Source organism: Paraburkholderia dioscoreae, assembly GCF_902459535.1.
GTDB lineage: Bacteria > Pseudomonadota > Gammaproteobacteria > Burkholderiales > Burkholderiaceae > Paraburkholderia > Paraburkholderia dioscoreae.
Genome location: NZ_LR699553.1, coordinates 1,880,313 through 1,892,509, shown reverse-complemented (window position 1 = coordinate 1,892,509; position 12,197 = coordinate 1,880,313). Strand labels below are relative to the sequence as shown.

Genomic DNA, 12,197 nt, shown 5'->3' with positions numbered 1-12,197 from the left:
AAGTCATGCCTTAAAGCCGGTAAAATGGCGGGTTCCCATTTTCCGGCCGCCCGGCTTCGTCCCGTGTTCAGTTCCCTCTACCCGCTCGTACGCGCCCAACTCTTTCGCATGGACGCGGAAGACGCCCACCACCTGACCTTGCGTATTCTCGGCGCCGCCGGCCGCACCGGCCTCGCCGGCGCGCTCGCGCCGCGCGTGCCGGATGCGCCGCGCACCGTAATGGGGCTGACGTTCCGCAATCCGGTGGGGCTCGCCGCGGGGCTCGACAAGGACGGCGCATGCATCGACGGTCTCGCCGCGCTCGGCTTCGGCTTTATCGAAGTCGGCACGGTGACGCCGCGCGCGCAGCCGGGCAATCCGCGCCCGCGCATGTTCCGTCTGCCGCAGGCGAACGCCGTGATCAACCGCATGGGCTTCAACAACGCGGGCGTCGACCAGTTCGTGAAGAACGTGCAGGCCGCGCGCTATCGCGGCATTCTCGGTCTGAACATCGGCAAGAACGCCGACACGCCGATCGAGCGCGCCGCCGAAGACTACCTGTACTGCCTCGACCGCGTGTATCCGTTCGCCAGCTACGTGACGGTCAACATCTCGTCGCCGAATACGAAGAATCTGCGCCAGTTGCAGGGCGCGGGCGAACTCGACGCGCTGCTCGCGGCGCTCAAGGACAAGCAGCAGCGTCTGGCCGACATGCACGGCAAGCTGGTGCCGCTCGCGCTGAAGATCGCGCCGGACCTCGACGACGAACAGATCAAATCGATCGCGGACACGCTGCTGCGCCATCGCTTCGAAGGCGTGATCGCCACCAACACCACGCTCTCGCGCACCGCCGTCGCCGGCATGCCATACGGCGACGAAGCCGGCGGCCTGTCGGGCAAGCCGGTGTTCGACGCGTCGAACGCAGTGATCCGCAAGCTGCGCGCGGAAGTCGGCGAAACGGTGCCGATCATCGGCGTCGGCGGGGTTTTCTCGGGCGAGGACGCGCGCGCCAAGATGGCGGCCGGCGCGTCGCTGGTGCAGCTCTATACCGGCTTCATCTACTGCGGACCGGCGCTGGTCGCCGAATGCGTTCAGGCGTTGCGCTAGGCGCAGCCCGCGAAGCGGCCCGCCAGCCTGTGCGGCGCCCGTAATATAGACATAAACAAACGGTATTTTGGTTTCGATAGTCTGCTTTGTTATGCTTTCGTCTGTTAAAACGCCAGACGAACAAAAAAGGAACTCGATGAAATTTGGTTTGCTGAAAAAGATTCTGGTCGCCGGTCTGATCGGCGCGTCGTTCACCGCCGTCACCGCGCATGCCGACGACCTGCTCGACCAGGTCAAGCAGCGCGGCACGCTGCGTATCGGTCTCGAAGGCACCTTCCCGCCGTTCAATTCGAAAGCGCCTTCGGGTGAACTGGTCGGCTACGACGTCGACATCGCCAAAGCCGTGGCGGCCAAGCTCGGCGTGAAGCCGGAATTCGTCACGACCGAGTGGAGCGGCATCATCGCCGGCCTGCAGGCGGGCAAGTTCGACGTGATCGTCAACCAGGTGGGCATTACCGACGCGCGCAAGCAGGCGCTCGATTTCTCGCCGGCCTACACGTACTCGGCCGCGCAACTGATCCAGCGTAAGGACGACACGCGCCAGTTCAAATCGCTCGAGGATCTGAAGGGCAAGAAGCTCGGCGTCGGTCTGGGCACGAACTACATGGACATGGCGAAGTCGGTGCCGGGCATCGACGTGAAGACCTATCCGGGCGCGCCCGAATACCTGCGCGATCTGGCCGCCGGGCGTCTGGACGCGGCGCTCAACGACCGCCTGATGCTCGCCTACCTGATGAAGAACTCGCCGCTGCCGCTGCGCACCGGTGCGAACGTCGGCGCGGGCAACCCTTCCGGCATTCCGTTCAGGAAGGGCAACCCAAAGTTCGCCAAGGCGATCGACGACGCGATGACCCAACTCGAAGCGGACGGCACGTTCTCGAAGATCTCGGACAAGTGGTTCGGTATCGACGTCAGCAAGCCGATCAAATAAGACGCGCTGGCTGGAACGGAGGGCGGCATCGTCGGCGATGCCGCCCTTCGCGCTTCTGCAGCAAACTTCATGATGTGCGCGTTTGCGCGCCAACCCGACCACCGTTCAGCTCATGTCCACCACTTCCCTGCTCGTTGAATCGCTGCCCGTGCTCGCACAGGGCGCCGTCCTGACGATCAAGTTCGCGGTTCTGTCGATGATCTTCGGCCTGATCGCCGGCGCCGTGCTCGCGTTGATGGGTGTGAGCCACAGCCGCGCGCTGAACTGGATCGCACGCATTTACGTGAGCGTGATGCGCGGCACGCCGCTGCTGGTGCAGATCTTCGTGATCTATTACGGCCTGCCGAGCTTCGGCATTTCACTCGACCCCACGCCGGCCGGCGTGATTGCGTTGTCGGCGAACGTCGCGGCGTATCTGTCCGAGAGCATGCGCGGCGCGATTCTGGGGATTCACCAGGGTCAGTGGCTCGCCGCCTATAGTCTCGGCCTCTCGCGCCGCCAGACGCTGCGCTATGTGATCGCACCGCAGGCGTTGCGCATTGCCGTGCCGAGTCTGTCGAACAGTCTGATCAGCCTCATCAAGGACACCTCGCTGGTGTCGGTGATTACCGTGACCGAACTGCTGCGCAGCGCGCAGGAAATCATCGCCTCGACCTATCAGCCGCTGCCGCTCTATCTCGCCGCGGCCGCGGTCTACTGGGTGCTGTGCCAGATGCTCGAAAGCGTGCAGCGCTGGTACGAACGGCGCCTCGCGCTGCCGTCGCGCCACTGAACGCCCGGCCGCGCCCGCTTTAGCGGCTCGCGACCGCCGACGCCGAACTATCGAGCCGCGCGCCGAAGCGCTCGAAGCGCGGCGCGTAGTAATGATCCGGGTCGAGCGAATACGCGACGCGACGCGTGCGCCCCATCAGCTCCTTGCGCGAAAAGAAACCGAAGTAACGCGAATCGGCGCTGTCGTCACGATTGTCGCCGAGCATCAGATACTCGCCGGGCGGCACGATCACCGGCCCGAACGAATCGCGCGGACTTGGCGCTTGCGGCGCGAGCCGCACGATATGCGCGACGCCATCGAAGCGCTCGGTCAGATAATCGCCGGGTGAGCTCGCGTCGCCGGGCAGCGGCTTGAATTTCAGCGGCTGGTAATCGGCGCGTACGCCGTTCACGTACAACACGTTCTCGCGCATCGCCACGCTGTCGCCGGGCAAACCGATCAGACGCTTGACGATCAATTCATGCGCGGCCGAAGAATCGATCGTCACGATATCGCCGCGCTGCGGATCGTGCAGATGCGCGATGGCGATATGCGTAAGCGGCACGCGCAGATCGTAGGCCATCTTGTCGACGAAAATCCGGTCGCCTTCACGGATGGTCGGCAGCATCGAGCCGCTCGGCACGACGTTCCAGTCGGCCACGGCACTGCGAAACAGCACCATCAGGAAGAGGAACGCGACGAGGCTCTTGTTGTCGCGCCAGAGTTTTCCGAGCATGCGCATGGCAGGCGGCTCCATTGGAAGGGATTCGAAAGCAGTGGCATGTGCGGCGTTTTCTCTCGCAGCATGCCCGCGCAAATCGTACCACCGCCGCCGGCAGCAACGGCGAACGTCGGCGGCGAATCGGCATAGCAGCTTCGCGCAATCGCACGGCAGCAGCACCGGCTTGCGCGTCTCGTCAGACGCGCGCGGGGTTCGCGCATGCCCACGAGATGCGCGCCTCGACGAACGCTCGGCGCGCTCTCATTCGCCCGCGAACTTCAACCCAAGCGCCGCACGCGCCGCGTCGGCCATTGCGATCATCTGCAACGACTTGCTGTGCGGCATCACCGGACTCTCCACCTGCCCCGCCCGGATCAACTCGCAGAAGTGCGCGGTCTCGTAGTTCAGGCCCCCGCCTTCGAACGGTTCATCGAGTTCGATCACACGTCCGCCGGCATACCGGATCGTTGCGCGCGACGGGTTCCACCACGGCTCGTGAATCGTGACGTGGCCGCCTGTCGCCATCAGCAGCGCATCACCTTTGCCGTGCAGATCGAGTCCGCAGAACAGTTGGGCGATGCCGCCCTCATGCTGGCTGTTCAGGCTGGCGAACGTATCGACGCCGGTCGCGCCGAGCCGCCCGAGCGTCTGCACTTCGCGCGGCGCACCCAGCCAGTCGACGGCGAGAAACATTTCATAGATGCCGATGTCGAGCAGCGCACCGCCCGCATGCCCGAACGACAGCGAAGGATGATCGTCCGGCACGCCCGGCACCGAACAACCGGCCCGCACCAGCCCCACCGCGCCAATCGGATCGGCGTCCAGATGCGCGCGCAACTTTCTGTAGAGCGGATAGAACGGCGGCTTCATGGCTTCCATGAAGAGCCGCTGCGCGGCACGCGCGGCGTCGAGCACGCGCTGGAGTTGCGGCTGATTGATGGTGGCGGGTTTTTCGCACAGTACGTGCAGCCCGGCCTGCAACGCGGCGATCGCATAGCCCGCGTGACTGTCCTGGACGGTGGCGATATAGAGCGCGTGGATACCGCTCGCGAGCAGCGCGTCGAAACTTGCGCAAACCTCGCCGCCGAACTCTTCGGCGAAAGCGCCGGCGGGTTCCGCGCGGCGTGACCACAGCGCGGTCAGTCGCGCCTGCGGCACGTGAGCGAGACCCTGAGCAAAACGACGGGCAATGCGGCCCGTCCCGACGATGCCCCAGCGGATCGTGCCGTCCGCGGGGACTTCCTGTGTTGCGATTGTCATCGTTCCTTCGAGTCCATGCAGTTCAGAACAGGCGCTATTGTCGCGCATGCCGCACGCTCCCGCGTGGGCCTGAACTCGCGCCCTTCGTGCTGCACAGTCTCACGAGGAACAATCGGCGAGCCGCCGTGCCGCCGCAGCGGCCACGCTCAGCCGCGTGCCGGCGGTTCCGCCGAAAACTGGCTGCCGACTTCTTCCGCGGTGTAATCGATCATGGCGAGCGAGGCGATTTCCGCTTCTTTCGGATCATGCCGCTCGATCGCGTCCACCACGCGCTGGTGTGAATTGACCGCCGTTTCCCACAGTCCGTCACGGTCGGTGACGATGGGGTTGACGGTCGAAAGCGCACCGCGAATGATCGCGGCCATCTGCTTGAAGAACTGGTTGCCGCTCGCGACCACGATGCGGGCGTGGAACAGTTCATCCGCTTCCTGATAGCCCGGCTCGCCGGGGCGGATCGCGCGGAATGCCTCGAACGCCTCGCGAATCGCCGCGATATCCGCCGCGCTGCCGCGCGCGGCCGCCTGCGCCGAAGCGCGCGGCTCGATCAGGATGCGAAACTCGATCACGTCGCGCAGAAACAGCGGATCGGGTTTCGCGCGAAAACGCCAGTTCACGACGTCCTCGTCGATCATGCGCCAATCGCTCATCGGCCGGATGCGCGTGCCGATTTTGGGCCGCACGTCCAGCATGTCGCGCGCGAGCAGCATCGACAGCGCCTCGCGCATGACGGTGCGGCTGACATCGAACTCCTTGGACAGCACATCCTGCGGTGGCAGTATGGCGCCGTATTTCTCTTCGACGATGCCCGTGACCAGTCCATCCATGACTTTGCTCACGAGCGATCGATCTTTGTTTGCCTGTTCCATGACACTCTCCCCGAAGCGGTGTTTGCCCCCGCGTAGCCTGTTGATCGAGCGGCCCTTGTGTGTCGTTTTATGAGTGTGACTTTGTTCTTCTACGATACGTTGCTAGCTTCAAAACGCTTGCGCCAGTTGGGACACTTCCCGAGAGGGTTATCCCTCTGAAGAATTGTTTCTTCCGTGTAACGCCGCATATTCTGACGGGCCATAAGCTTGCGTCTCAAGCGTGCCTGTGCGGAGAAATTTGCATAGTGCGAAGACGCACGTTGCAACGCGAATTGTCTGATCTGCAACACGCGAGGCGGATATCGACTGGCGCAAAACGACGGCCGGCGTGCGTATCGGTTCGCATCAGCACGGGCGGGCCGCGAGTGACGGCGAGTCCTGGGTCGACGCCTGCGTTGACCCCTGCGTTGCACCCCGCGCCGCAACCGAGCCATAGCGGCCGCCGAAGAAAATCAGCGGCGCGTGCTCATCGAGCGAGAACACCAGCACCTCGCCGACGAACAACGTATGGTCGCCGCACGGATGCCGGTCCACCACGCGCGCCGCGAAACGCGCCGCCGCGTGCTCGAGGAGCACCACGTCCGGCAGCCCCTCGACCGCCGCGAAGCGCGGCGCGAGCCATCCTTGCGGCTCGCCGGCGAAGTGGCGGCTATGCGGCTCCTGCGCCTCGGACAACACGCTCACGCCGAACAGCGCGCTGTCCATCAGGCGCTCGTGCATGCGCGCGCGGTGTCCAACCGAGACGACGATCAGCGGCGGATTGAGCGAGCCCGACATGAAGGCGTTCGCCGTCATCGCATGCAAACCGTCGCCGCTGCCCGTCGAGATCACCACGACGCCGGTCGCGAAGCGCCCCAGCGCATGACGGAAGCGCCGCTCGTCGAAAGCCGCCGCCTGCGCGGGCTGCGGTGCTTCAGCGTGACGTACCCTTGCCTGCATGGCCGCTCTCCTGATCGCGACCGTACTGGTCGTCGAAACGCACGATGTCGTCTTCGCCGAGGTAGCCGCCCGATTGCACCTCGATCATTTCGAGCGAAGTCTTGCCCGGATTCTCCAGCCGGTGCGTAACGCCCAGCGGAATGTAAGTGGACTGATTCTCCGTGAGAAAGAAGCATTCCTCGCCGCGCGTGACGCGCGCCGTGCCGCGCACCACGATCCAGTGTTCGGCGCGGTGATGATGCATCTGCAGCGAAAGACGGCCGCCCGGCTTGACGACGATGCGCTTCACCTGAAAGCGCGCGCCGCGTTCGAGCGAGTCGTAATAACCCCACGGCCGGCCGACCTTGCGATGCTCCTGTGCTTCCGCGCCGTGCTCCAGCTTGAGACGGCTGACCACCGCCTTGACGTCCTGCACGCGGTCTTTCGCGACGACGAGAACCGCGTCCGCGGTTTCGACCACCATCACGCCGCTCACGCCGACACAGGCGACGAGCCGGCCCTCCGAATGCGCGAAGCTGTCGGTCGAGCCGGCGAACATCACACGGCCGCGCGCGACATTGCCGTCGGCGTCTTTCGCGGACGCTTCCCACACCGAATCCCACGCACCCACGTCCGACCAACCCGCGACGAGCGGGACGGCCACGCCGACCAGCCGTGCGTCGGTGGCCACACGCTCCATCACCGCGTAGTCGATCGAATCGGACGGGCACAGGGCGAACGCCTTGCGCGCGAGATGCAGGGCGCCGTCGCCGTCCACCGTGGCCTGCTCGAACGCGTCCGCGCAGGCTGCGGCGATCGCCGGCTGGCACAACTCGATCGCCGCGAGCCACACGGAAGCGCGCACCACGAACATGCCGCTATTCCACCAGTAATCCCCGGACGCGACGTAGCGCTCCGCGAGTTCCGGATCGGGCTTCTCGACGAACCGCTCGATGACGCGCGCGCCTCGCGTGCCGAGCGCCGTACCCGTGCGGATATAGCCGTAGCCGGTCTCCGCGCGCTTCGGCGGCACGCCGAGCGTGACGATCGCGCCCGCCGCCGCGTGTTCGAGCGCCTCGGCGAGCGCCTTGCCGAACGCAACGTGATCGCCGATCAGGTGATCCGCCGGCAGCGCCACGATGACCGGATCGTCGCCCTCGACAGCCGCCGCGCGCGCCGCCAGCGCCGCCACCGTCAGCGCGGGCGCGGTGTTGCGCGGCACCGGTTCGAGCACCATGCGCACCGGCCGGCCCGGCCTCTCCAGGCGTTGCAGACGTTCGAGCGTTTGCAGCCGCAAGTCCTCGCAGCAGACCACCAGCGGCGCCGCGATAAGGCGCGTGCCGGCTGCCGGCGTTTCGTGCTCCACCGCGGCGAACGACGCGTCGAGCCGGCGCAGGGTCCTTTCGAGCAGCGACTCGTCGCCCATCAGGCCGATCAGCTGCTTCGGATTGCGTTCGCGCGACAGCGGCCACAATCGCGTCCCCGAGCCGCCTGCGAGTATCACCGGCTGCACGGACAAACGCGTGGCCGTTCCGGTAACGCTCGCGGTCGCCGCGAGCGGATTGCCTGGTTCTACGATGCGATTCATTTGCGATTCCCCGTGTATGGTCAAACTGGCGCGGTTCTTTGTTGCAGGGAGTCGTCCGCGCGCTGCGGGCGATGCCGTGTCTTTCTTTGCTTCATCTTTGCTTCTTCTTCGTTTCAGCGCCCGTCAATCGAAACGGTAAGCGGCCAGCGGTTTGTGCGCGATGAAGTGAAACCACCACGCGTTGCTCTCCTCCACGTCGTCGGCAATGCGATCGCCTGCGCAACTGCCGAACACGGCGTCGCTTTGCAAGCCCACCTGCGCGAGCTGCCGGCGCTGCTCACCCAGTGTCGTGTAGATGATCACAATGCCGAAGTTGTGAGCCGCCGCGGTCTTGATCGCGTAGCGGCCGTAGTCATGGTTCAGCTTCACGTTGCGCAGATAGTTCAGCGTACCTAGCTGAAAGCGTCGCACCGAATGCAGCGTGCGCCAGCCCAATCTGAGCGGATTGAACGTGAATCGCGGCAGCAGTTGCCAGATGTTTTCGCGGTAGCCGGGGCCGCCGCGGTTGTGCGACGAAAACAGCACGTATCCGCCGGGCCGCACCACGCGATACATCTCCTCGAGAATCCTCACGCGATCGTCGTAGTCCACGCAGTCGATGCCGTTCCAGCTGAATTCCGCGAGTCCGAAATGGCCCGACGGCAACGCGGACATGTCCCGCGCATCCATATGCCGAAGGTCGCGTTCCGGATAGCGCGCCTTCGCTAGATCGAGCAGCTTCAGCGTGTAGTCGACGCCGGTGTAGTCGTTCGAGATCGCCGTCATCAGCGGAATGGTGCGGCCGGTGCCGACGCCGATATCGAGCAGCGGCTCGCCCGCGCAACGCGGCGCGAGCCAATCGAACGCCGCCTGCTCGCCGGGATCGGAATAGGTCTTGTCGAGCGTGAAAACGCGCGCGGCGTCGGGCGAATTCCATGCAACCTGGTTGATGCGGTCCAACTCGGAAGGACTGTTCATGGCGCGCTCCCTTCAAGCGTAGGTGCGCCGGACAATCCTTGCGCATTCATTACGCTTCCCCGAATAGACGAAACGCGCGCGCACGCTTTACAAGCCATTGCGTGGCCCGGGCGCGCCGCCAGCCGGCGCGCTGCGTGGACGGCTCGCGGGAGGCTACGGTATCGGCCACGTGGCGCTCGCTAAAGCTGCCGCGATAAAACTGCTCGAAATACGACATCACATTTTCCTGCGCGCTGGACGACAGGATTGCGTGATCGGTGTGCACGCAAAACGCCGCGCGAACATGCCTGAAGCGCTGCAATCGCGCGCCACGTACACCGAAATGGCGTTCCAGTTCTTCGACGCCTTCATCGAGGACGCCATAGAGAAGCCGTGTCTCGACACCTTGTGCATCCACTGCGGCTATCAGCCTGCGCTCTTCCTGCGCAGCGATCTCGATGCCGCAAACACGTTCGAGCCGGTCGGCAAACGCGAGAGCGAAGCGCGCCGCGAAGCGGCCCGCGAGTTCGCGCGCAACCGGCCAGCCGCCCGACTGTCCCTTCAGCACGCGCAGCCATTTGCCCGGCTGGCACATCGAGCGCAGATAGCTGCGCGTCGAACCAAACGCGGCTACCGCGACGGTCGGCTTGCCGTGCTCATCGCAGATGTTCTGCCAGACGAACTTCTGCAGATTCACCAGCACCGCGCCGAGCACCGCCGGCTCGCGCGCCGCGGCATGCAGGCCGACATAGGCGCCTGCGCAGATGCCGAGCAATACCGCGCCGCGATGGCCTTGCGCCGTCAGAAAGCGCGCGGCGCAGGCGGCGTCGTCGACGCCCGACTGCGCGTAGAGCGCGTCGAGGCTCAATGCGTCGAGCGACGGCATGCTGTCGCCCAGACCGCCGAGATCGACCCGCAACGAGGCAATGCCCTGTTGCGCGAGACGCCTCGCGAAGCGCACGCCGAGCCGCGCATTGCCGATTCGCGACACGGCGCCTGTATTCAGCAACAGCGCGGCCGGCGCGGCGGCCGCGCCGCGTGCTTCGGGCCGGCAATAGATGCCGAACAGCCTGCCGCCGTCGAGCCATACCGGCGTTTCGATCACACCGGGCTCGACCACGTGGGCCGTCTCGTGATCAGCGGCATGTTGGTCATTAGCATTGGTATCGCCGATCTTGCTCGCGCGCCCGGATGCACTCGCACGGGCCACGCCGTCCGCCAGCCAGTTTTCCATGGACTGGAATGCCGCCTGCGGAATCTCGCTGTCGAGCGACTCCATCATGAACTTGCTGTACTCGTCGAACGACTGCCGGTCGACGTCGATACCTTGCTCGCGATAATGCGCAGCCAGCGCGTCGATCCGCATGGGATCGAGCGAATCGAGTATGAGAACGCGGCCGGCCGGCCGCTGTGCATCGCGTTTCAGATCGACGGCGCGCAAACTCTCCAGGGTGTCCCGATAGAGACGAAAGCCGTATGCCTCCACAAAAGCGTCGGTATCGGGTTCGGCCAGGCAATCCATCGCAGCCGGAATCGACAGCCATTGACGATAATGCGCACGCAACTCGCGCTGATAGTTCTTGCCCGACAGAACGGGCGCGAGCAGCACGAGGCCGTCCACGCCGCCAAGCTCCTGAGCGGCCAGCGCGGCGAGCGTGCCGCCGAGCCGCATGCCGCACAGCGTCACGCGTTCGACACCGGCGGTCTCGCGCAGCAACGCCACGGCTTGCCTGATGCTGTCGATCCATGCGCGCCAGCGGCCGGGTTCGTTCGCCTCGCCCGCCGAATCGCCCGTGCCCGGATAGTCGAAACGCAGCACGGGCATGCCGCGCGCGGCGAGCCGCTCGGCCAGCCTGCGCATGCCGCGATAAGTGCATAGCGCGTCGTAGCCGAACGGGTAGCACAACACCACGCCGTCCGCCCCGCTCGCCGGATGCAACCAGCCGAACTGGCCGCCGAACACTACAGGCCTCACGCTATGCTCCTCACGAGGTTCTCCCTTTCAACGCATTACATCAGCCATCGCATGATTGGTCTGTACGTCCCGCCACATTGACTCGGAGTCCGATATATCGGCCAACGACCGTGGCGCGGGTGATCAGCAGCGGGCAGCGCCATCAATTGCCGTGCGGCGCGCGCAGCGCGAACGTCGAGCGCGCGGCAAGCAGCACGTGATAGAGGAAACGTGCGCGCAGTCTGTCGCGCATCGGGTAATGCCTCGACAGCAGCACACGCCAGGCCGCGGCAGGCTCGCCCGCACGCGCATAGGCCGAGGCCGCGCGCGGCGCCACGCGGCGCAGGGCATCTTCGCGCGCGGCCTGCGCCGCGGCGGGCACATGGCTCTCGCGTAGCTGCGCAAACGCGTGCATGGCGGGCAGCGCATGCGTCGAAATCGACAGCGCCGTTTCACGCGATACGGACACGAACTCGTCCACGAAGCAGATCGCCGTTGCCGCGACGCTCAGCCGCAACCCGAAATCGAAGTCGCACGCTTCGCCGACTTCCGCGGCCGGCCGATACGCGATGCGGCGCGCGTCCACGGTATTCACCAGATAGCCGTTGTTCGGGAACATCTGGTCGATGCCGGCCAGCGCCGGCACGGGCAGCCTTCCGGCACGCCCTGGCACACGCCGGTAATCGCGATTCAGGCGTTCGCTGGCGTCGGGCCGCGGCGTGCCGTCGTCGGCGATCACGCGCTGCTTGCCGAATGCCGCTGTCAACTCTGGACAGGCTTGCCAGCAAGCGTCGAGACGGCTCAACGCATCCGCTTCGAGCAGATCGTCGTCGTGCAGCAGTACGAGCCGGGCACCGTGTGCGCGCGCGAACAACCGGTTCACATTGGACGCCTGGCCGAGCCGCGGCACATTGCGCTCGTAACGAATGGACCGGTCGCTGTGCAAGCGGCAGCGCTCCACCACCTGCTGCGCGCTGTCATCGGTCGAATCGTCGCCGATCACGATTTCGAACTCGCCATAAGTCTGCGCGAGACAACTCGCGATGGCCTGTTCGAGCAGCGCGGGCCGGTTGCAGGTGGGAATGCAGATGGAGATCAGCCGCGCATCCAGTTCGGTCGCGCCGCTTCCCTGCTGGTCGCCGGTGCGATCAACCATGTGTGCTCCGCAAACAGTTCGCGTTCAGGC

Annotated in this window: 11 protein-coding genes; 3 read left to right on the top strand and 8 right to left on the bottom strand. The window is 65.4% G+C overall.

Translation table 11 applies throughout. The features are described from left to right. The first annotated feature begins 24 nt into the window (after positions 1 to 24). The 3 genes from PDMSB3_RS08370 (at position 25) to PDMSB3_RS08360 (ending at position 2,789) form a co-directional block, all read left to right on the top strand. Positions 25 to 1,086: a quinone-dependent dihydroorotate dehydrogenase gene (locus PDMSB3_RS08370; RefSeq protein ID WP_165185748.1), complete on the top strand. Its 1,062-nt coding sequence runs from the start codon at positions 25 to 27 to the stop codon at positions 1,084 to 1,086. A gap of 136 nt (positions 1,087 to 1,222) precedes the next feature. Further along, positions 1,223 to 2,017, top strand: coding sequence for a cystine ABC transporter substrate-binding protein (locus PDMSB3_RS08365; protein WP_011488120.1), 795 nt, complete (start codon positions 1,223 to 1,225; stop codon positions 2,015 to 2,017). A gap of 112 nt (positions 2,018 to 2,129) precedes the next feature. Continuing rightward, entirely contained in the window at positions 2,130 to 2,789 is a 660-nt protein-coding gene (locus tag PDMSB3_RS08360) for an amino acid ABC transporter permease (RefSeq protein WP_011488119.1), read from the top strand. Positions 2,790 to 2,808: 19 nt separating this feature from the next. Here the strand turns inward: PDMSB3_RS08360 and lepB are convergent, their stop codons facing one another. The 8 genes from lepB to PDMSB3_RS08320 all read right to left on the bottom strand — a co-directional run bounded on the left by lepB (position 2,809) and on the right by PDMSB3_RS08320 (position 12,167). Then, the gene (gene lepB / locus PDMSB3_RS08355) at positions 2,809 to 3,510 is read right to left on the bottom strand and encodes a signal peptidase I (protein WP_165185746.1); all 702 of its coding nucleotides are present in this window, start codon (positions 3,508 to 3,510) and stop codon (positions 2,809 to 2,811) included. A 240-nt stretch (positions 3,511 to 3,750) separates the two neighbouring features. Further along, on the bottom strand, positions 3,751 to 4,749 hold the full coding sequence (locus tag PDMSB3_RS08350; protein ID WP_165185745.1) for a Gfo/Idh/MocA family protein: 999 nt from the start codon (positions 4,747 to 4,749) through the stop codon (positions 3,751 to 3,753). A 146-nt stretch (positions 4,750 to 4,895) separates the two neighbouring features. Then, a complete protein-coding gene (locus PDMSB3_RS08345) occupies positions 4,896 to 5,615 on the bottom strand; it encodes a FadR/GntR family transcriptional regulator (protein WP_011488116.1) in 720 nt (239 codons plus the stop codon). Between the two features lie 345 nt (positions 5,616 to 5,960). Beyond that, entirely contained in the window at positions 5,961 to 6,554 is a 594-nt protein-coding gene (locus PDMSB3_RS08340; protein ID WP_165185744.1) for a flavin reductase family protein, read from the bottom strand. Beyond that, the gene (locus tag PDMSB3_RS08335) at positions 6,529 to 8,121 is read right to left on the bottom strand and encodes a mannose-1-phosphate guanylyltransferase/mannose-6-phosphate isomerase (protein ID WP_011488114.1); all 1,593 of its coding nucleotides are present in this window, start codon (positions 8,119 to 8,121) and stop codon (positions 6,529 to 6,531) included. Before PDMSB3_RS08335 ends, PDMSB3_RS08340 begins: the two co-directional genes overlap by 26 nt. Before the next feature lie 123 nt (positions 8,122 to 8,244). Then, positions 8,245 to 9,078 (bottom strand): class I SAM-dependent methyltransferase, encoded by an 834-nt coding sequence (locus PDMSB3_RS08330; protein ID WP_011488113.1) that lies wholly within the window; start codon positions 9,076 to 9,078, stop codon positions 8,245 to 8,247. Between the two features lie 49 nt (positions 9,079 to 9,127). After that, positions 9,128 to 11,032 (bottom strand): alpha/beta fold hydrolase, encoded by a 1,905-nt coding sequence (locus PDMSB3_RS08325; RefSeq protein ID WP_165185743.1) that lies wholly within the window; start codon positions 11,030 to 11,032, stop codon positions 9,128 to 9,130. A gap of 142 nt (positions 11,033 to 11,174) precedes the next feature. Further along, positions 11,175 to 12,167 (bottom strand): glycosyltransferase family 2 protein, encoded by a 993-nt coding sequence (locus tag PDMSB3_RS08320; RefSeq protein WP_165185742.1) that lies wholly within the window; start codon positions 12,165 to 12,167, stop codon positions 11,175 to 11,177. Positions 12,168 to 12,197 lie beyond the last annotated feature (30 nt).

Excerpts from the sequence above, each read along its gene's own strand:
- PDMSB3_RS08320 (WP_165185742.1), bottom strand. The coding sequence starts at position 12,167 with ATGGTTGATCGCACCGGCGACCAGCAGGGAAGCGGCGCGACCGAACTG.
- PDMSB3_RS08335 (WP_011488114.1), bottom strand. The coding sequence starts at position 8,121 with ATGAATCGCATCGTAGAACCAGGCAATCCGCTCGCGGCGACCGCGAGC.
- PDMSB3_RS08350 (WP_165185745.1), bottom strand. The coding sequence starts at position 4,749 with ATGACAATCGCAACACAGGAAGTCCCCGCGGACGGCACGATCCGCTGG.
- PDMSB3_RS08345 (WP_011488116.1), bottom strand. The coding sequence starts at position 5,615 with ATGGAACAGGCAAACAAAGATCGATCGCTCGTGAGCAAAGTCATGGAT.
- PDMSB3_RS08340 (WP_165185744.1), bottom strand. The coding sequence starts at position 6,554 with ATGCAGGCAAGGGTACGTCACGCTGAAGCACCGCAGCCCGCGCAGGCG.
- PDMSB3_RS08365 (WP_011488120.1), top strand. The coding sequence starts at position 1,223 with ATGAAATTTGGTTTGCTGAAAAAGATTCTGGTCGCCGGTCTGATCGGC.
- PDMSB3_RS08370 (WP_165185748.1), top strand. The coding sequence starts at position 25 with ATGGCGGGTTCCCATTTTCCGGCCGCCCGGCTTCGTCCCGTGTTCAGT.
- PDMSB3_RS08360 (WP_011488119.1), top strand. The coding sequence starts at position 2,130 with ATGTCCACCACTTCCCTGCTCGTTGAATCGCTGCCCGTGCTCGCACAG.
- PDMSB3_RS08330 (WP_011488113.1), bottom strand. The coding sequence starts at position 9,078 with ATGAACAGTCCTTCCGAGTTGGACCGCATCAACCAGGTTGCATGGAAT.
- lepB (WP_165185746.1), bottom strand. The coding sequence starts at position 3,510 with ATGCGCATGCTCGGAAAACTCTGGCGCGACAACAAGAGCCTCGTCGCG.